This window comes from Pseudomonas abietaniphila, from assembly GCF_039697315.1.
Taxonomy (GTDB): domain Bacteria; phylum Pseudomonadota; class Gammaproteobacteria; order Pseudomonadales; family Pseudomonadaceae; genus Aquipseudomonas; species Aquipseudomonas abietaniphila_B.
Genome location: NZ_CP155619.1, coordinates 2,718,408 through 2,736,190 on the forward strand (window position 1 = coordinate 2,718,408; position 17,783 = coordinate 2,736,190).

The window sequence follows — 17,783 nt, forward strand, 5'->3', positions numbered from 1 at the left end:
GCTTTGGGGCCAGCATATGCCTGAGGGTCGGAGGAGCCGGGTGCAAAAACGACAGGGGAATTGCCGAAAGCGTCAAGAAACGACAAAGGGCGACCGCGAGCGTCTGCCGCCTGTGTTTGATAACTGTTCTTTGGCGCGCGCTTGGGCGAGAATCCGCCGTATCACTGAATCGGGAAGCTCCAATGAAGACGATTTTTCTGGCTCTGGCTCTATTCGCGACAGGCGCCCACGCCGCCGCTAACCCCGACGCCACGCCATGCGACGGCGTAGACGAAGACAAACAGACCCTCGAATGTTCGGTGTATTCGCGCGACACGGCAGTCAAGTTGCTGGATGAGAACTTTCAGAACCTGCTGGAGCGGGTAAACACGCAGTACGGCGCCAACAAGGCCGAAGCGAACGACTTGATCGCCAAGCTGAAAACCGCCCAGGACGCCTGGAAGAAACTGCGCGACGCCGATTGCGCCGTTGAAGTCTTCCCGGCCAAACCCGGCAGCAAGGAATTCAACATCGACCAGAACGACTGCCTGGCGCGCACCAGTGACGAGCGCTCGGAGTACGTGGAAAGCATCATCCAGCCTGAATGACGATCGAATGCGCTACCCTGATGCCCGTTATCAGCTCAAGGTAGGCACATGAACATCTGCGGCGTAGAAATCAAAGGCAGCGAAGCGATCTTCGCTGTCGCCACTCGCGCATCCGGCACCCTCGAACACGTGCCACTGGCGATTAAAAAGATCGCTCTTGAAGACGATGACGAAGCCGTCAATGTCAAAAATTTCGCCACGCAGATCACCCGCTTCGTGCGCGAAAACGGCGTCGCCCACATCGCCATCAAAAAACGCAGCAAGAAAGGCGAGTTCGCCGGCGGCCCGACCACCTTCAAGATCGAGACGGTTTTCCAGCTGCTGGAGGACTGCGACGTGGTCCTGCTGTCACCGCAGACGATCAATGCCCAGATGAAAAAGCACAATTTCGAACTGCCGGCGGCGCTGAACAAGTATCAGCATGAGGCGTATAAAGCGGCGTGCTCGGCGTTGATGAAGGGCGTTAAATAGCCGTCTTTGCGCAAGGACTGACGTGCTGACACGCAAAAAGATTGCACGGTGGTAGCCGACACAATGATCGTTCCCACGCTCCGCGTGGGAATGCAGCACTGGACGCTCCGCGTCCGCTGTTGAGGGACGCAGAGCGTCCACAAAGGCGTTACCACACGGAGGGTGGGAACGATCAGTTTCGGTTATTTAGCGTCTGCCGACACCGGCTTTGGCTCCCGCGCCACCCGCCCGCGATCCTCCCTCGGGCACACCACAAACCGAGCCTTGTAGCTGCGCGTGAAATACGACGGCGACTCAAACCCGCACGCAATGCTGACTTCCAGCACGCTCATGTCGCTCTGGCGCAACAGTTGCCGGGCCTTTTCAAGCCGCAGGCCGAGGTAGAAGTTACTCGGTGTGTCGTTCAGGTGCAGACGAAACAGGCGCTCCAACTGACGACGCGTTACCTGAATGCCTTCGGCCAGTTCGAGAGTGCTGAGGGGCGGCTCGGTGTGTTGCTCCATCACCCCGATCACCTGCACCAGCTTCTTGTTGTTGATGCCGTAGCGCGTGGCGATCTGCATGCGCTGGTGGTCTTTGCGCTGACGAATGCGGCCGAGCACGAATTGTTCGGACACCTTGATCGCTAGATCCGGGCCGTGCGACTGACCGATCAGATCAAGCATCAGGTCAATGGACGCCGTGCCGCCTGCCGACGTGATACGGCGGCGGTCGATTTCGAACAATTCCTGGGTGGCCTGCAGGTTTGGGTAGGTTTCCTTGAACGCGTCCAGCGCCTCCCAATGCAGGGTCAGGCGATAGCTTTCCAGCAACCCTGCCTCGGCCAGCACAAAGCTGCCGGTGTCGATCGCGCCCAGCGTCACGCCTTCCAGATCGAGTCGACGCAGCCAGTGCTCCAGTGTCGAGGTGTAAAACTTCAGCGGGTCGACACTGCCCATCACCCACAGCGTTGCGCCCTTTTTCAACGGCTCCAGCGCCGCATCGGCGTTGACCGACATGCCGTTGCTGGCAATCACCGGCCCGCCGTCGATGCTCAGGATGTGCCAGCGATACAACTCGCCCCCAAAACGATTGGCCACGCGCAACGGCTCCAGCGCCGAGACGAAACCCATCATGGAAAAGCCGGGCATGAGCAAGAAGTAGAAATCCTGGGACATTCACGGAACTCATGAAAATAGATGAGCAGCAAGTGCCATATTAAACCGAACACTCGCGACAAATCGACAAGCATCAACCGATAGATAATGACTATCAAGAAACATACTTTCGGTTAACTCTTTAAATTTTGACTTGACCCAAAATGATGAACAAGGTTAGGTCGATATTGCCAATATATTTCTGGTCAGAACAAACACCTCAAACACAGGCGATTACATTTAACACCGCGCTTATCCCATGTGATTATCGTCACATGGGCAAGGCCTGCCTATGCGCAAAAAGGAAAAATTAAAATGAAGCCAAAACCTGCCAATACTCGAAGCACATTAGTTATTGAACAGCCCATAGTCATCACTCCAGATCAGATCCAAGTTTACTCTGATAATGGTTCCGGTGGAGGTTATACGCCGCAGGAATTCGATTGGGGCTCCACTATCAATGGCAGCGGTTGGGGAGCAGACATGGAACGCCCTAAAGGCGTGGGGGGAAAAGGGACGATTCATAACATTGCGACACCTAATGTAATGATCGATTTCATGGGTGAGCAAACTTACAATCAATCAGTCATCGACGCACAGTACAACTCGCGATTTAGCACCGCGGCCGCGGAAATCGAACGCGAGTTGCAAGAGGCGAAGTCAGGAGCAAAAAAAGGTCGCGACCTAACACTAAGCGAATCGCTCGCTATCGACCAAAGCACAACATTAGACTTGATAGACACGAAAAAAGCAACATATCTAACCTATCCGATCGCGCCAGAAGCCTGAATGGACTTAGTCCTTATTATTTGATGGAGGTTATCCCACGCGAGATGATGGCAAAGTTCTTGAATGAGCGAACAGCGAATCTGGAAGAGCTTGCGAAATTGTACAAACTCTTTGATGACGCATACTCAGCTGCATTAGAGATAAAGCTTTTGACATTATCGGAAAAAACTCTATCGGGCATGTTGCCCGGAATCGCAGCTCAAAAGGATAATGCAGAGTATGAAGCAGGAACAAGCGCCACGTTTGCTGCCCAAGACCTGCGGATGTCTGTTATTGAAAGAGAGCGTGATATTTACGTTCAACAGCTTCCAAAATTTCTGCAATCTGAATTTGCGACCGAAGCGGGTCACATGGAGGACCTGCCTACCTCTCAGGCCCTAAGGCATTACCAAGCAACGCTCGAACGAATGGCTGCAAATAAACTCTCGGAGATCCAGCCCATCCAAGCGCCACCTCCATACAGTAGAGGCGGGATCACTATCTACTTCTCGCCTAACAACCCGCAGATCAGTGCTCCTCTCAGCAAGCCAGAGCTGGAGGCTCTAAATGAGCTTGTCTACCTGCAGAACAATACCAAATTGGGCACCAAGTGGTTGACCTATCACGAAGCCCTTTTGAAAACTGAATCTGCGGCGCACTTGAAAGGCACGTCTGAAAAATTCTCCGACTTAGGGAATCGGGCGGATGACGCTGAGCAAATGAAAGACGCCATAAAATTCACAATGGACTTCTATGCAGAAGCGGGGGAAAAATTTGGAGACAACGCCTCCGCGTTGGCAGAAAAAATTTCTCAGCGTGCCAGAGGTAAGAAAATCAGAAACGCCGAGGAGGCGCTTAAAGCTTATGACAAATATAAACATACGCTGGATACAAAATTCAGTGTCAAGGACCGAGATGCCATTGCCAAAGCGCTAGAGTCGCTTGACGCCGAAACTATGGCTAAAAGTCTTACAAAACTTGGAAAGTCTTTAGGAGCTGCAGGAGTCGCGATCGATGCTTACGACCTAATAGATGAGGCAAGAAAATCCACGACTACCGGGGACTGGAGCCCATTCTTTATTAAAGTTGAAACTATTCTTCTTGGCAAAACCGCATCCGTGTTGATTGCTGTTATGTTCGGCCTGACGGCCTCTACCCCCATTGGGATCTTAGGATTTGCTTTGATAATGGCAGCGACTAGCGCGATGATCGACGACGAATTAACCACTCAAATAAACGATTTTATCATGAGTTTGTAACCAGTCTATCGGGATGACGCAAGTCATCCCTTCCTCGCAAGTAGCCATGCGACATAACCAATACCAACAGGAATAGCTGCCACCATACATATCAAACCGAAAAGAGCGGTCATCCCCGAAACTCTAGACCCAACCAGCACCCGTTCTTGGCCGCAGCGGGGAATTAAGACGCAAACGAATGCCCAAATAAAATAACGAGACACCGGATACAAAATAGCACTTGCAATCATTACAATCATGAAAGCTACATTTTCTTTCCAGCTCGGAGCAAAGTCGCAGAAAACCATTCCTCCCAATATCGAATACAAACATCCCATAGGAAAATTTCTCATAAAAAAACTTTTATCCATCTTATCGCCCTTCAATTTAATTCATATCTCAACGATACTCAGCTTGAGTCGAATGCTTTCACCAAAGCATAAGCATCAATAATCTTACAAGCCTTATCCTATGAGCGCCCCCATAATTTCAGACTCGCGCATAGCTCACCCATCATCATGCGTAAAACCGTGAGGTATCTAGCGATCAATTCAGGAATTAAGAGCGTTACGTGAAGCAGAACACATTTGGCATCCGCGGAAACAATCTTTGAAAAAAGTGTTTCTTGTTTCTCCACTCCTATGCCTTCAAGCAATCGTACAGGTCGCTACCGTGCAAGAGCTTGTCGCCGCTGTGCGTTTTGAAGCGCCTTGGCCTGCGTAGCTTTGCACCTCAAAAGCGGGTGGCAAACGCCCGCGTCAGACAAACGACCCTGGCCTGCAAGGAAACTCACTCATGAACCACGACGTCATCATCACCTGCGCACTCACCGGTGCTGGCGACACGACCGGGAAAAGCCATCTGGTCCCGATCACACCCAAACAAATCGCCGCCGCTGCCGTTGAAGCCGCCAAAGCAGGCGCGACCGTCGTGCATTGTCATGTGCGTGATCCTCAAACCGGCAAATTCAGCCGCGACGTCGAGCTGTACCGCGAAACCATGGACCGGATCCGCGAGGCGGACATCGACATCATCGTCAACCTGACGGCCGGCATGGGCGGCGACCTGGAAATCGGCCCGGGTGAGCGTCCTACCGATTTCGGTCCGAACACCGATCTGGTCGGTCCTCTTGCACGTCTGGCCCACGTTGAGGCGCTGTTGCCGGAGATCTGCACACTGGACTGCGGCACGCTTAATTTCGGCGACGGCGACACCATTTATGTCTCCACCCCGGCGCAACTGCGTGCGGGCGCCAAGCGCATTCAGGAATTGGGCGTGAAGGCTGAGCTGGAAATCTTCGACACCGGTCATCTGTGGTTCGCCAAGCAGATGATGAAAGAAGGCCTGCTGGACAACCCGCTGTTCCAGCTGTGCCTGGGCATTCCGTGGGGCGCGCCTGCCGACACCACCACCATGAAAGCGATGGTCGACAACCTGCCAGCCGACGTGGTCTGGGCCGGGTTCGGCATTGGTCGCATGCAGATGCCGATGGCGGCACAAGCGGTGCTGCTGGGCGGCAACGTGCGCGTCGGGCTGGAAGACAACATCTGGCTCGATAAAGGCGTACTGGCGAGCAACGGCGCACTGGTCGAACGCGCCAGCGAAATCCTCAGCCGCATGGGCGCACGGGTCATGACCCCCGCCGAAGGCCGCGTGAAGATGGGCCTGAAAAAGCGTTTCTGATCCCGAGTTTCACCTATCTCCCTGTGGGAGCGAATTCATTCGCGAGACGCCAGTACATCCGACGGAGATGTATTGGCTGATACCGGCCCCTGCGAATGAATTCGCTCCAACAGTTGATCGCATCGACCACAGAATTTTCGTCAGGACATCACCATGACCTTCATCACCAACATCAAAACCTTCGCCGCACTCGGTAGCGGTGTCATCGGCAGCGGCTGGGTGGCGCGCGCCCTCGCCCACGGCCTGGATGTCGTGGCCTGGGACCCGGCGCCGGGTGCCGAAGCCGCGCTGCGCAAACGCGTCGCCAATGCCTGGCCCGCGCTGGAACAGAAAGGCCTGGCCGCCGGTGCTTCGCAGGACCGTCTGCGCTTTGTAGCGACCATCGAAGAATGTGTGCGTGATGCCGACTTCATTCAGGAAAGCGCCCCGGAGCGCCTCGATCTCAAACTGGACCTGCACAGCAAGATCAGCGCGGCCGCCAAACCCGACGCAATCATCGGCTCCAGCACCTCGGGCCTGTTGCCTTCGGAATTCTACGAAAGCGCGACCCACCCCGAGCGCTGCGTGGTCGGCCACCCCTTCAACCCGGTGTACCTACTGCCATTGGTCGAAGTCGTTGGCGGCAAGAACACTGCGCCGGAAGCCGTTCAGGCGGCGATCAAGGTCTACGAATCACTGGGCATGCGTCCCCTGCACGTGCGTAAGGAAGTCCCGGGCTTTATTGCCGACCGTCTGCTGGAAGCGCTGTGGCGTGAGGCCCTGCACCTGGTCAACGACGGCGTGGCCACGACCGGAGAAATCGACGATGCCATCCGATTTGGCGCCGGGCTTCGCTGGTCGTTCATGGGCACCTTCCTGACATATACCTTGGCGGGCGGCGACGCTGGCATGCGTCACTTCATGGCGCAGTTCGGCCCGGCGTTGCAGTTGCCGTGGACCTACCTGCCAGCGCCGGAACTGACCGACAAGCTGATCGACGATGTCGTCGACGGCACCAGCGATCAGCTCGGAACGCACAGCATCTCGGCACTCGAGCGCTATCGCGATGACTGCCTGCTGGCCGTGCTGGAAGCGGTGAAAACCACCAAGGCTAAACACGGGATGGCGTTCAGCGATTAAGTCCCGCGCCATCCGCCTTTTACCTGTGGGAGCGAATTCATTCGCGACGTGGTGGCACAGACGACAGGAATGTGTCGAATGTTCCGGCCAATCGCGAATGAATTCGCTCCCACAGTGAGTTCAACCTGCTCCGGATATTCATCATGCCCGCCCTGACCACTTACAAAACCCCGATCCTCGCCGATTGGGTCGATTACAACGGCCATCTTCGCGACGCGTTCTACCTGTTGATCTTCAGCTACGCGACCGACGCGTTCATGGACCGCATTGGCCTGGCCAGCGATGACCGCGATGCCAGTAAAAATTCGCTGTTCACCCTGGAAGCCCATATCAACTACCTGCATGAGGTGAAACTCGGCGAAGACGTTGAAGTGCGTACCCAGATCGTCGCCCATGACCGCAAGCGCGTTCAGCTCTACCACAGCCTTTACAAGGTCGGTGGCGAGGAGGAACTGGCGGCCAGCGACCAAATGCTGCTGCACGTGGATCTCGCTGCGGGTCCCAAGTCCGCGCCGTTCAGCGAATCGTCGCTGGAAGCGCTGCGTCAGCTCACCGAAGCCCAACACGATCAACCGGCTCCCGCCTATGTGGGTCGCGTAATCGGGCTGCCCGCCAAAGCCTGAACCTCACGCCACGGCGCGCTTCCCGGTGGTCGGTGAAGCGACGCTGGCAGTAGGCTCGTCATCCAGTTTGATGAACATCGCCAACACCGGGCCCAGCAACACGACAACGATGGAGGCGCTGAAAGCCGCCATCCAGTTCGTGCCCGTCACGTCCAGCAACCAGCCGATCACCACTGGAGAGACTGCGCCAGCCACTGCCATGCCAAAGAACGTGCAGGCGCTGGACGTCGCCGAATGCTCATGTGACACCTCTGTCCCGATGACCCACAACGGGGAATCCGCGAGCTCGGAGCAGAAGAATGAAAAGCTCAGCCCAGCCGCGCAGATATAGATGTTTTGCGTGAACATCAGCGGTATCAGCCCGATGATCGATGCAAGAAAGCCGAAGATGATCAGGTCGCGTCGCGAGCGGAGTTTGTTGCCGGTCACCTTGAAGCGCCAGTCCGACAGCATCCCGCCCACCGCCGTTCCTACGGTGCCGCCGAGCAAGACGAACGTTGAAAACAACGCGGTCTTGGACAGATCCATCCCGTAACGCTGTGTGAAAAACGACGGAATCCAGTTCAGGAAAAACCACAGCACCCAGCCATGACAAAAGCACGTCGCCGCTGCGGGCCAGACCTTGCGCAACATGGTGGGCCAATGCACCGGGGTCGGCGCTTTCACGGGCTCCATGACCACCGCTTCGACCTGTTTCTTCGACTCGCCGAGAATGAAATACATGGCAAACATGTACACCAACGTCAGCACGCCGAGGATGATGAACGCCGCGCGCCAGGAGAACTGCAGAATCAGGAACGTGACAATCAACGGTGCCAGCGCGTTGGCCAGCCGCCCGGAAGCATGCATGACGCCCTGGGCCGTACCGCGTTGCGTGATAGGAATAGCCCTCGCGATCATCCGCGCCGCCGTGGGATAGATCGGCGCTTCACCAATGCCGACAACGAAACGGGCAATCACCAGAATGATGAGGCCGCTGACCAGACCCGTGGCGATGGTCGCCACCGACCAGATCACACCGTAAAGCAGCATCGCCTTGCGCGAGCCGATCCGGTCACTCAGCCAGCCACCAGGAATCATGAAACAGCTGTAAGCGACCGCAAAGGCCGAGAACATCATGCCCAGGTTGGTGTTGCTGAAGCCCAGTTCCTTACTGATGGTGGGCGCGGCGACCGCAAGGTTCGTGCGGTCGACATACATGATGAAAGCCATGACGCAGAGCAACACGAACGTCAGTGTTGCCCTGCGCTTCTGCGCAAGAGTCGGTAACATTTTATCCACCTGTTGTTATCTTTATCGTGGAACGAGCAGCCCGTTCGGACCGCTCGCGTCGCTAATTCGTACAGAGAACCTGTACCGCGACTTACTTGAAGAAGCCCTGAAGCACTTCATAGGTTTCGTCAGGGCATTCTTCCTGCAGGTAATGACCTGAGGGCACTGTGGCCGTCTGCACGATGTTGGTCGCGTAACGGCTCCAGACTTCTGCGGCGTTGTGGTTACGGCCGACCCCGCCTTTTTCGCCCCAGAGAATCAACGCCGGGGTGTCGACACGACGACCTGCGTCGAAGTCAGCGGTGTCCATGTCCAGATCGATGCCGAACGTGGCCCGGTAGTCTTCGCACATGGCATGAGTGGTGGCCGGATTCTTGATGCAGCGAATGTAATCGGCCAGCGCCTCGGGACCGAAAAAGGCGGTTCCCTGTGCGGTTTTAGACAGTTTGCGCAGAATGAAGAACTCAGGATCGGCGTCCATCATCCGCTCAGGCGTCGGCGCATCCTGGGTCATGAAGAACCAGTGCCAAGAGAATTTCGCCCACTGACGCGTGACGTTATTGAGCAGGTGATGCTGCGGCAGCATGTCGACGAAGCCGGCCTTGAGCACTTTTTCCGGGTGATCCAGGCACATGCGGTGCAGCACGCGGGCGCCACGGTCGTGCCCGGCCGCATTGAACCGCTCGAAGCCAAGCGACTGCATCACTTCGACCTGATCCTGCGCCATGGCACGGAACGAATAATCAGAGTGATCACCCCCGCCCTCGGGCTTGGAGCTGTCGCCATAGCCACGCAGGTCGGTGCACACCACGGTGAAGTCCTTTGCCAGACGTGGTGCGATTTTGTGCCAGGACAGATGGTTGAATGGGTTGCCATGCATCAGCAACAGCGGAGGACCCTCGCCGCCCACGACGGTGACGATCTCGGCGCCGCTGGTTTTGACGGTGGTTTTGGTGAAATTCTCGAACATATCGCCAGCCTCTTCTTATCGATTTTATGCTTGGGTACGAACGTCCTTTCCTGCGGGAAGCATTCCTTGTCTCGGTCTAGGCAGTGGCCACTTCACGTTTGTGTTTGCGTGCCGCAGCGTTGTCTGTCGCGACCCGGAAAGCAGCGGCCATCGCACCCACGTCCGCCTTGCCGGTGCCGACAATGTCGTAGGCCACGCCGTGTGCCGGGGTTGCGTAAACGGTTTTGAGGCCGCCGGTCAGGGTCACACCCTGAGAGAAACCCAGCAGCTTGGTCGCGATCTGCCCCTGATCGTGGTACATGATCACCACCGCATCGAAGTCGCCGTTTCGCGCCTTGATGAACACCGTGTCCGACGGAAACGGGCCTTCGCTGGCCAAACCCTTGGCGCGCAGCTTTTCCAGCGTTGGGCGAATGATCGTGATCTCTTCGTCGCCGAACAGGCCGTTTTCGCCATTGTGCGGATTGAGCGCCGCCACGCCGATCCGCGGGCTCGGGTTACCCAAGGCACGCAACGTGTCGTGGGCCAGTTGCAGCGCGCCTTCGATGCGGTCCGGCTGGACCATATCAACGGCTTTGCGCAAGGCAACGTGCGAGGTCACGCGGAAGGTCGAGAACTGCGGGATGATGTTGACTTCGCCGAAGTAGCCGACATGATCGGTCCAGGCTGCGAACATCTGGTGCTCGTCGTGATAGTTCCAGCCGCCGCGATGCAGACCGGCCTTGTTCAGCGGCGCGAAGCAGATGCCGTCCAACTCACCGGCGAGCGCCAGGTCGGTCATGACTTTCAGGGTTTCGCCGGTCAGGCGGCCGGACTCGGCGCTGACCTGCCCCCGCTCGAACAACGAAGGGTCGACGTTGTGAAGGTCCAGCAATGGAACGGCTTCGCCGGCATGGTCGGCTTCGCTCAACTTGGAGATCTTGACGTAGGGAAGGGTCAGGCCCGCATCACGCATGCCGAGCTTCAGCACGCGTTCGTCACCGATGATCACCACGTCAGCCCGTTCACGCGCCTGGGGTGTCGACAGCAGTTTGACCACCAGCTCAGGGCCGATGCCTGTGACGTCACCGAGCATAAGTCCAATCAGAGGCTTCATCAGGTGTTTCTCCGGTCAGGGGTGTTGTTCTTGTAGTGACCCCCATCCTATTCCTGCCTCGATCCACAACAACGTGCAAACCGTGGGCGGCCAATTCACGGAATGTGGTTTCAAGATGTTTCACTGACTAGAGGGAATGCGCCTTAAAACCTGATTGGCATGCATATCCTCGTGGGAGCTGCTGGAGATGACGACAGTGGCGAATTGTCCTCGCCTGACACACCGCATTCGCCACCGTCGTAACCTCCGGCAGCTCCCATCACACAGAATCCCGGGCAGAAAAAAAGCCCGCATCGCTGCGGGCTTTCTGTTTTCGGTTAACCGATCAATTCACGATCAGTTGACCTTGGCGTTCAACTCGCCTTTGGCGTAACGCTCGAACATCTTCTCCAGGGAGATCGGTTTGATCTTGGAGGCGTTGCCGGCGGTGCCGAAGGCTTCGTAACGGGCGATGCAGACGTCGCGCATGGCCGAAACGGTTTTCGCCAGGTATTTACGTGGGTCGAACTCGCTCGGGTTCTTGGCCATGAACTCACGGATGGCACCGGTGGACGCCAGACGCAGGTCGGTGTCGATGTTGACCTTGCGCACGCCGTGCTTGATGCCTTCAACGATCTCCTCGACCGGCACACCGTAGGTTTCTTTGATGTCGCCGCCGAACTCGTTGATGATCTTCAGCCATTCCTGAGGAACGGACGAAGAACCGTGCATCACCAGGTGAGTATTAGGGATGCGCTTGTGGATTTCTTTGATGCGCTCGATCGCCAGGATGTCGCCGGTAGGCGGCTTGGTGAACTTGTAAGCGCCGTGGCTGGTACCGATGGCGATGGCCAGGGCATCCACCTGGGTCTTCTTCACGAAGTCAGCGGCTTCTTCCGGATCGGTCAGCATCTGGCTGTGATCCAGAACGCCTTCAGCGCCAACGCCGTCTTCTTCACCGGCCATGCCGGTTTCCAGCGAACCCAGAACGCCCAGCTCACCTTCTACCGAAACGCCACAGGCGTGAGCCATGGCAACGGTTTCCTGAGTGACGCGCACGTTGTACTCGTAGTCTGCCGGGCTCTTGCCGTCTTCACGCAGCGAGCCGTCCATCATCACCGAGCTGAAGCCCAGTTGAATCGAACGCTGGCAAATGGCAGGGCTGGTGCCGTGGTCCTGGTGCATGACCACCGGGATGTGCGGGAATTCTTCGATTGCCGCCAGGATCAGGTGACGCAGGAAAGGCGCACCGGCGTATTTACGCGCACCGGCCGAAGCCTGAACGATCACCGGAGAATCGGTCTTGTCAGCCGCTTCCATAATGGCGCGCATCTGTTCCAGGTTGTTCACGTTGAATGCAGGAACGCCGTAGCCGAATTCGGCGGCGTGGTCCAACATCTGGCGCATGCTGATAAGTGCCATTGTCTGTCTCTCTCCCGGTAGGGTCGTTAATCGTGCGTGCCTGCCGTATCGGCGGCTATTCAAATTATAGGGGCGTAATCGGTGATCACCGCCCGGTGTTGCATCGATCGAGCCGCTTGGCCCCTTAAGGCGCCTTGCAGCCGCGACCGATCAAATCGTTGGTAGCGTCCCAGTACACCAGGCCTTCGCTGCCCTTGTTGTCGAACGCCAGTACGCCGTTGCTGTACAGCGCGCCGGAAGCACCGGGCACCGCCTGCAGACGGAAGACCTGCTCGCTCTGATTCAAGCGCACGTCGACCTCTTTGTTCGCCGGATCCGCAGACCGCCAGTAAATCTCCGCTTTGCTGTCACAGACCCAGTGGGTCCAGCCCGCAACCGGTTCAGAAGCCTTCATGCTGGCGCAACCGCCCAGCAGCATCAGTGTCGCAAGGGCAATCAAGCCTTTCATTACCACTCCTGGATCCCCTGCGAAGCGTGACGCGCGTCAATCGCTTCGATACCCAGGGGCTGTTCTGTTTCAGATGTTCCGGAACGCCGTCAGTTCAGATTCAGCGACAGGCAACCGGCCCGACAGCGGGCATGAACTCGTATTTTTCCCAGACCTCTGGACCGCCGCGCTTGTACACGATCGGTACGGTTTCAGCCTGCCAGCCAGCCTGATAGCAGCTGACCTGAAGCAGGTCGGGCGCGGCGCTGGACGCCGCTTGCGCCTCAGGCTTGCTCGCGCAGCCGACCAATAAACCCGCCATGATCAACAGCGGTAATGGCTTGAGCATCTCACTCCCCTTCACCCAGGCCTGACATTCAGGCCTTGGCGCGTTGTTCCAGAACTTCCACGGCTGGCAATACCTTGCCTTCGACGAACTCGAGGAACGCGCCGCCACCGGTGGAAATGTAGGAGATCTTGTCGCTTACACCGTATTTGTCGATTGCAGCCAGAGTGTCGCCACCGCCCGCAATCGAGAACGCCGGGCTTTCGGCAATCGCCTCGGCCAGCACCTTGGTGCCGTTGCCGAACTGGTCGAATTCAAACACGCCGACCGGGCCGTTCCACAGAATAGTCTTGGAAGATTTCAACAAATCGGCGAAGTGCGCCGCAGTTTTCGGGCCAATGTCCAGAATCATGTCGTCATCGGCAACGTCAGCAATCAGCTTGACCGTGGCTTCTGCATCTTCGGCGAATTTCTTGGCGACCACGACGTCGACCGGCAACGGAACGCTGACCTTCGCGGCAATGGCGCGAGCAGTGTCCAACAGGTCTGGTTCATACAGCGATTTGCCAACCGGGTGGCCAGCAGCGGCCAGGAAGGTGTTGGCAATACCGCCGCCGACGATCAGTTGATCGCAGATCTGGCTCAGGCTGTTCAGCACGTCCAGCTTGGTGGACACCTTGGAGCCGGCAACGATAGCGGCCATTGGCTTGGCCGGTTTACCCAGCGCCTTGCCCAGTGCGTCCAGTTCGGCCGCCAGCAACGGGCCGGCTGCGGCGACTTTAGCGAATTTGGCGACGCCGTGGGTCGAGCCTTCGGCGCGGTGAGCGGTGCCGAAGGCGTCCATCACGAACACGTCGCACAGGGCGGCGTACTTCTGCGCCAGGTCGTCGGCGTTTTTCTTCTCGCCCTTATTGAAGCGCACGTTTTCGAACAGCACGATGTCGCCCGCTTTCACGTCTACGCCATCCAGGTACTCGGCCACCAACGGCACGTCACGCCCCAATGCCTTGCTCAGGTAGTCGGCGACCGGCTTGAGGCTGTTCTCGGCAGAAAATTCACCTTCGGTCGGACGACCCAGGTGCGAGCACACCATGACGGCGGCACCCTTTTCCAGCGCCAGCTTGATGGTCGGCAGCGAAGCAAGAATACGTGCGTCGCTGGTGACGACACCGTCCTTGACCGGGACGTTGAGGTCTTCGCGGATCAGTACACGCTTACCTTGCAGATCGAGGTCGGTCATCTTCAACACGGTCATGAGGCGTTCCCTGTTTATTACTGTTGTTTATGGATGCTTTGCAGATAGTGGTCGGCGACATCCAGCATTCGATTGGCAAAACCCCATTCGTTGTCGAACCATGCCAGCACGTTGACCAGCCGCGGACCGGAAACCCGTGTCTGGCTGGCATCGATGATGGCCGAATGAGGGTCATGATTGAAATCACAGCTGGCGTGCGGCAACTCGGTGTAAGCCAGCAACCCTTTGAGCGGGCCGCCAGTTGCGGCCTCGCGCAGGATACGGTTGATTTCCAGCGCATCGGTATCACGTGCGACCTGCATCGTGATGTCCAGACAAGACACATTCACCGTCGGCACTCGAACTGCTTTGGCCTGAATTCGGCCGGCAAGTTCCGGAAGCAGGCGCTCGATACCGCGCGCCAGACCAGTGGACACCGGAATGATCGATTGAAACGCCGAACGCGTGCGACGCAGGTCTTCATGATGATAGGCGTCAATCACCGGTTGGTCGTTCATCGCCGAGTGAATCGTGGTGATGGTGACGTATTCCAGGCCCAGCTCGCGGTTCAGCAGATCCAGCAACGGCACGCTGCAGTTGGTGGTGCAGGACGCCGCTGACACCAACAGCTCTTCGCCGGTCAGGTTTTGCTGATTGATGCCGTAGACGATGGTGGCGTCGACATCCGCCTCGCTGGCCATCGGCTGGGAAAACAGCACGCGCGGTGCGCGAGCGGACAGGAAGCGCTCGCCATCGGCACGGGTGTGATAAACACCCGAGCACTCGAGCACCAGATCGACGTCGAGTTCGTGCCAGTCGATGCCTTCCGGCGTCGCGCTGCGAAACACTTTGATGACGTGATCGTTGATGTGCAGAAAATCGCCTTCGACCCGCACTTCGCCGGGGAACCGGCCGTGTGTGGAGTCAAAGCGCGTCAGGTATTCGAGACTGGCCATGTCGGCCAAATCGTTGATCGCCACCACTTCAAAGCCCGCCTTCGCACCTCGCTCGCACAGCGCGCGCAGCACGCAGCGACCGATACGACCGTAACCATTGAGGGCGACTTTATAAGGGCGTGGCTGAGGCATGGGGGTTCTCGGTTTTGAATGACACAAAGAACCTGTAGGAGCGAGGCTTGTCCCGCGATCTGCCGGGAACCGGCAGCAAACCCGGCGAATGCGGTATGTCAGGCACAACCGAATCGCATGATTTTGCTGCCACTTCGTGGCAGATCGCGGGACAAGCCACGCTCCTACAGAGAGCGCGCAGGCTACTTAGTCTTCCAGCAGCTCTTCAGCCGTGGAGATGATGTTCTCCAGCGTGAAGCCGAACTCTTCGAACAGCAGGTTCGCTGGCGCCGACTCACCGAAGGTGGTCATGCCGATCACGCGGCCTTCCAGGCCCACGTACTTGTACCAGTAGTCCGCGTGGCCGGCTTCGATGGCGATACGAGCGCTGACTTCCAGCGGCAGAACCGACTGTTTGTACAGCGCGTCTTGCGATTCAAACACGCTGGTGCATGGCATGGACACCACGCGCACGTTCTTGCCTTCAGCGGTCAGCTTGTCGAACGCCTGAACCGCCAGACCGACTTCGGAGCCGGTGGCGATCAGGATCAGATCCGGCTCGCCGTTGCAGTCACGCAGCACGTAGCCACCACGGTTGATATTCTCCAGTTGCAACGCGTCGCGAGCCTGATGCTGCAGGTTCTGACGGGAGAAGATCAGCGCCGAAGGACCGTCGTCACGCTCGATGGCGTGTTTCCAGGCCACGGCCGATTCAACGGCGTCAGCTGGACGCCAGCAGTCAAGGTTCGGCGTAGTGCGCAGGCTGGTCAGTTGCTCGATCGGCTGGTGAGTCGGGCCGTCTTCGCCCAGACCGATGGAGTCGTGGGTGAACACATAGATGACACGCTTCTTCATCAGCGAGGACATGCGCACCGCGTTGCGGGCGTATTCCATGAAGATCAGGAAGGTGGCGCCGTAAGGCACGAAACCGCCGTGCAGGGCGATACCGTTCATGATCGCGCCCATGCCGAACTCACGCACACCGTAGTGCAGGTAGTTACCGTCAGCGTCTTCGCCGGTGATGCTCTTGCAACCTTTCCAGATGGTCAGGTTCGAGCCGGCCAGGTCAGCCGAGCCGCCGAGGAACTCAGGCAGCAGCGGGCCAAAGTTGCTCAGCGCGTTCTGGCTGGCTTTACGGCTGGCGATGGTTTCGCCCTTGGCGTTCACTTCAGCCACATAAGCAGCGGACTTCTCAGCGAAGTCGGCAGGCAGCTCGCCGCTCATGCGACGGATCAGCTCGTTGGCCAGCTCAGGGAATGCAGCGGAGTAAGCAGCGAAACGCTGATCCCACTCGGCTTCGACCGCCAGGCCCTTCTCCTTGGCGTTCCACTCTTTGTAGATGTCAGCCGGGATTTCGAAAGGACCATGGGTCCATTTCAGCGCAGCACGGGTCAGGGCGATTTCGTCGTTGCCCAGTGGAGCGCCGTGGCACTCTTCCTTGCCTTGTTTGTTCGGCGAGCCGAAGCCGATGGTGGTCTTGCAGCAGATCAGGGTCGGCTTGTCGCTCTTGCGAGCGGTCTCGATGGCGGTCTTGATCTCGTCAGCGTCATGGCCGTCGACGTTGCGGATCACCAGCCAGCCGTACGATTCAAAGCGCTTCGGCGTGTCATCGGTGAACCAGCCTTCGACTTCGCCGTCGATGGAGATGCCGTTGTCATCGTAGAAGGTGATCAGTTTGTTCAGGCGCAGGGTGCCTGCCAACGAAGCGACTTCGTGGGAAATGCCTTCCATCATGCAGCCATCACCCATGAACACATAGGTGTGGTGGTCGACGATGTTGTGGCCAGGGCGGTTGAATTGCGCGCCCAGGGTTTTCTCGGCGACGGCGAAACCGACGGCGTTGGCGAAACCCTGACCCAGCGGGCCAGTGGTGGTCTCAACGCCTGGCGTGTAGCCGTATTCCGGGTGACCCGGTGTGCGGCTGTGCAATTGACGGAAGTTCTTCAGGTCTTCAATCGACAGGTCGTAACCGGTCAGATGCAGCAGCGAGTAAATCAGCATCGAGCCGTGGCCGTTGGACAGGATGAACCGGTCACGGTCAGCGAACATCGGGTTGCTCGGGTTGTGCTTCAGATAATCGCGCCACAGGACTTCAGCGATATCCGCCATGCCCATCGGGGCTCCTGGGTGGCCGCTGTTGGCCTTTTGCACGGCATCCATGCTGAGGGCACGAATGGCATTGGCACGCTCACGACGGCTGGGCATCGCTGATCTCCTGGGGCAGAAAGAAGTGGGATCTGAAAAAGGCGGCCATTTTCCCTCAGGCACTGCTTCGGGGCAATGACAGATACAGTTCGAAGCGCGATTTTCCTGCGTTGTGGCCATTTTTTGTACGGCAAGGGGCGGCTTCTGCGCGCAAACGACAGATTCACGGTGCTCGCCGTCGCCACCCATCGACCAATATC

General features: G+C 57.7%; 18 protein-coding genes. 7 read left to right on the forward strand and 11 right to left on the reverse strand.

Annotation, left to right across the window (positions count from 1 at the left end; all coding sequences use genetic code 11):
* Positions 1 to 182 precede the first annotated feature (182 nt).
* Positions 183 to 587, forward strand: a complete 405-nt coding sequence (locus tag ABDX87_RS12060) for a lysozyme inhibitor LprI family protein (RefSeq protein ID WP_346833037.1) — start codon at positions 183 to 185, stop codon at positions 585 to 587.
* A 48-nt stretch (positions 588 to 635) separates the two neighbouring features.
* Positions 636 to 1,058 (forward strand): DUF3010 family protein, encoded by a 423-nt coding sequence (locus tag ABDX87_RS12065; RefSeq protein WP_346833038.1) that lies wholly within the window; start codon positions 636 to 638, stop codon positions 1,056 to 1,058.
* A gap of 182 nt (positions 1,059 to 1,240) precedes the next feature.
* Here the strand turns inward: ABDX87_RS12065 and ABDX87_RS12070 are convergent, their stop codons facing one another.
* Entirely contained in the window at positions 1,241 to 2,215 is a 975-nt protein-coding gene (locus tag ABDX87_RS12070) for a GlxA family transcriptional regulator (RefSeq protein ID WP_346833039.1), read from the reverse strand.
* Between the two features lie 294 nt (positions 2,216 to 2,509).
* Here ABDX87_RS12070 and ABDX87_RS12075 point away from each other — a divergent pair, with 294 nt between their 5' ends.
* Positions 2,510 to 2,983, forward strand: a complete 474-nt coding sequence (locus ABDX87_RS12075; protein WP_346833040.1) for a hypothetical protein — start codon at positions 2,510 to 2,512, stop codon at positions 2,981 to 2,983.
* A 44-nt stretch (positions 2,984 to 3,027) separates the two neighbouring features.
* Positions 3,028 to 4,221, forward strand: a complete 1,194-nt coding sequence (locus ABDX87_RS12080; protein ID WP_346833041.1) for a colicin-like pore-forming protein — start codon at positions 3,028 to 3,030, stop codon at positions 4,219 to 4,221.
* 23 nt (positions 4,222 to 4,244) lie between these two features.
* Here ABDX87_RS12080 and ABDX87_RS12085 read toward each other — a convergent pair whose 3' ends face one another.
* Positions 4,245 to 4,571 (reverse strand): hypothetical protein, encoded by a 327-nt coding sequence (locus ABDX87_RS12085; protein WP_346833042.1) that lies wholly within the window; start codon positions 4,569 to 4,571, stop codon positions 4,245 to 4,247.
* A gap of 424 nt (positions 4,572 to 4,995) precedes the next feature.
* Between ABDX87_RS12085 and ABDX87_RS12090 the strand changes: the two genes are divergently transcribed.
* The 3 genes from ABDX87_RS12090 (at position 4,996) to ABDX87_RS12100 (ending at position 7,625) form a co-directional block, all read left to right on the forward strand.
* Complete coding sequence (locus ABDX87_RS12090) at positions 4,996 to 5,883, forward strand: 3-keto-5-aminohexanoate cleavage protein (protein WP_166595694.1); 888 nt, start codon at positions 4,996 to 4,998, stop codon at positions 5,881 to 5,883.
* Between the two features lie 153 nt (positions 5,884 to 6,036).
* Entirely contained in the window at positions 6,037 to 7,002 is a 966-nt protein-coding gene (locus tag ABDX87_RS12095) for an L-carnitine dehydrogenase (RefSeq protein WP_346833044.1), read from the forward strand.
* 143 nt (positions 7,003 to 7,145) lie between these two features.
* A complete protein-coding gene (locus tag ABDX87_RS12100; RefSeq protein ID WP_346833045.1) occupies positions 7,146 to 7,625 on the forward strand; it encodes a thioesterase family protein in 480 nt (159 codons plus the stop codon).
* A gap of 3 nt (positions 7,626 to 7,628) precedes the next feature.
* Here ABDX87_RS12100 and ABDX87_RS12105 read toward each other — a convergent pair whose 3' ends face one another.
* From ABDX87_RS12105 to tkt, 9 genes are all read right to left on the reverse strand, one after another.
* Complete coding sequence (locus ABDX87_RS12105; protein WP_346833046.1) at positions 7,629 to 8,897, reverse strand: MFS transporter; 1,269 nt, start codon at positions 8,895 to 8,897, stop codon at positions 7,629 to 7,631.
* Positions 8,898 to 8,988: 91 nt separating this feature from the next.
* Positions 8,989 to 9,867, reverse strand: coding sequence for an alpha/beta fold hydrolase (locus tag ABDX87_RS12110; RefSeq protein ID WP_346833047.1), 879 nt, complete (start codon positions 9,865 to 9,867; stop codon positions 8,989 to 8,991).
* 76 nt (positions 9,868 to 9,943) lie between these two features.
* The gene (locus ABDX87_RS12115; RefSeq protein ID WP_346833048.1) at positions 9,944 to 10,963 is read right to left on the reverse strand and encodes a PdxA family dehydrogenase; all 1,020 of its coding nucleotides are present in this window, start codon (positions 10,961 to 10,963) and stop codon (positions 9,944 to 9,946) included.
* A 336-nt stretch (positions 10,964 to 11,299) separates the two neighbouring features.
* Positions 11,300 to 12,364, reverse strand: a complete 1,065-nt coding sequence (gene fba / locus ABDX87_RS12120) for a class II fructose-bisphosphate aldolase (RefSeq protein ID WP_081565042.1) — start codon at positions 12,362 to 12,364, stop codon at positions 11,300 to 11,302.
* A gap of 124 nt (positions 12,365 to 12,488) precedes the next feature.
* The gene (locus tag ABDX87_RS12125) at positions 12,489 to 12,812 is read right to left on the reverse strand and encodes an MliC family protein (RefSeq protein WP_346833049.1); all 324 of its coding nucleotides are present in this window, start codon (positions 12,810 to 12,812) and stop codon (positions 12,489 to 12,491) included.
* 100 nt (positions 12,813 to 12,912) lie between these two features.
* Positions 12,913 to 13,140, reverse strand: coding sequence for a hypothetical protein (locus ABDX87_RS12130; RefSeq protein WP_346833050.1), 228 nt, complete (start codon positions 13,138 to 13,140; stop codon positions 12,913 to 12,915).
* 28 nt (positions 13,141 to 13,168) lie between these two features.
* Positions 13,169 to 14,332 carry a phosphoglycerate kinase gene (locus tag ABDX87_RS12135; protein WP_346833051.1) on the reverse strand — a complete coding sequence of 388 codons (1,164 nt, stop codon included), beginning with the start codon at positions 14,330 to 14,332 and terminating at the stop codon, positions 13,169 to 13,171.
* A gap of 17 nt (positions 14,333 to 14,349) precedes the next feature.
* Positions 14,350 to 15,399, reverse strand: coding sequence for an erythrose-4-phosphate dehydrogenase (gene epd / locus ABDX87_RS12140; protein ID WP_346833053.1), 1,050 nt, complete (start codon positions 15,397 to 15,399; stop codon positions 14,350 to 14,352).
* A gap of 186 nt (positions 15,400 to 15,585) precedes the next feature.
* Positions 15,586 to 17,583 carry a transketolase gene (tkt, locus tag ABDX87_RS12145; protein WP_346833054.1) on the reverse strand — a complete coding sequence of 666 codons (1,998 nt, stop codon included), beginning with the start codon at positions 17,581 to 17,583 and terminating at the stop codon, positions 15,586 to 15,588.
* Between the last annotated feature and the right edge of the window lie 200 nt (positions 17,584 to 17,783).

Excerpts from the sequence above, each read along its gene's own strand:
- ABDX87_RS12060 (WP_346833037.1), top strand. The coding sequence starts at position 183 with ATGAAGACGATTTTTCTGGCTCTGGCTCTATTCGCGACAGGCGCCCAC.
- ABDX87_RS12065 (WP_346833038.1), top strand. The coding sequence starts at position 636 with ATGAACATCTGCGGCGTAGAAATCAAAGGCAGCGAAGCGATCTTCGCT.
- ABDX87_RS12070 (WP_346833039.1), bottom strand. The coding sequence starts at position 2,215 with ATGTCCCAGGATTTCTACTTCTTGCTCATGCCCGGCTTTTCCATGATG.
- ABDX87_RS12075 (WP_346833040.1), top strand. The coding sequence starts at position 2,510 with ATGAAGCCAAAACCTGCCAATACTCGAAGCACATTAGTTATTGAACAG.
- ABDX87_RS12080 (WP_346833041.1), top strand. The coding sequence starts at position 3,028 with ATGATGGCAAAGTTCTTGAATGAGCGAACAGCGAATCTGGAAGAGCTT.
- ABDX87_RS12085 (WP_346833042.1), bottom strand. The coding sequence starts at position 4,571 with ATGGATAAAAGTTTTTTTATGAGAAATTTTCCTATGGGATGTTTGTAT.
- ABDX87_RS12090 (WP_166595694.1), top strand. The coding sequence starts at position 4,996 with ATGAACCACGACGTCATCATCACCTGCGCACTCACCGGTGCTGGCGAC.
- ABDX87_RS12095 (WP_346833044.1), top strand. The coding sequence starts at position 6,037 with ATGACCTTCATCACCAACATCAAAACCTTCGCCGCACTCGGTAGCGGT.
- ABDX87_RS12100 (WP_346833045.1), top strand. The coding sequence starts at position 7,146 with ATGCCCGCCCTGACCACTTACAAAACCCCGATCCTCGCCGATTGGGTC.
- ABDX87_RS12105 (WP_346833046.1), bottom strand. The coding sequence starts at position 8,897 with ATGTTACCGACTCTTGCGCAGAAGCGCAGGGCAACACTGACGTTCGTG.
- ABDX87_RS12110 (WP_346833047.1), bottom strand. The coding sequence starts at position 9,867 with ATGTTCGAGAATTTCACCAAAACCACCGTCAAAACCAGCGGCGCCGAG.
- ABDX87_RS12115 (WP_346833048.1), bottom strand. The coding sequence starts at position 10,963 with ATGAAGCCTCTGATTGGACTTATGCTCGGTGACGTCACAGGCATCGGC.
- fba (WP_081565042.1), bottom strand. The coding sequence starts at position 12,364 with ATGGCACTTATCAGCATGCGCCAGATGTTGGACCACGCCGCCGAATTC.
- ABDX87_RS12125 (WP_346833049.1), bottom strand. The coding sequence starts at position 12,812 with ATGAAAGGCTTGATTGCCCTTGCGACACTGATGCTGCTGGGCGGTTGC.
- ABDX87_RS12130 (WP_346833050.1), bottom strand. The coding sequence starts at position 13,140 with ATGCTCAAGCCATTACCGCTGTTGATCATGGCGGGTTTATTGGTCGGC.
- ABDX87_RS12135 (WP_346833051.1), bottom strand. The coding sequence starts at position 14,332 with ATGACCGTGTTGAAGATGACCGACCTCGATCTGCAAGGTAAGCGTGTA.
- epd (WP_346833053.1), bottom strand. The coding sequence starts at position 15,399 with ATGCCTCAGCCACGCCCTTATAAAGTCGCCCTCAATGGTTACGGTCGT.
- tkt (WP_346833054.1), bottom strand. The coding sequence starts at position 17,583 with ATGCCCAGCCGTCGTGAGCGTGCCAATGCCATTCGTGCCCTCAGCATG.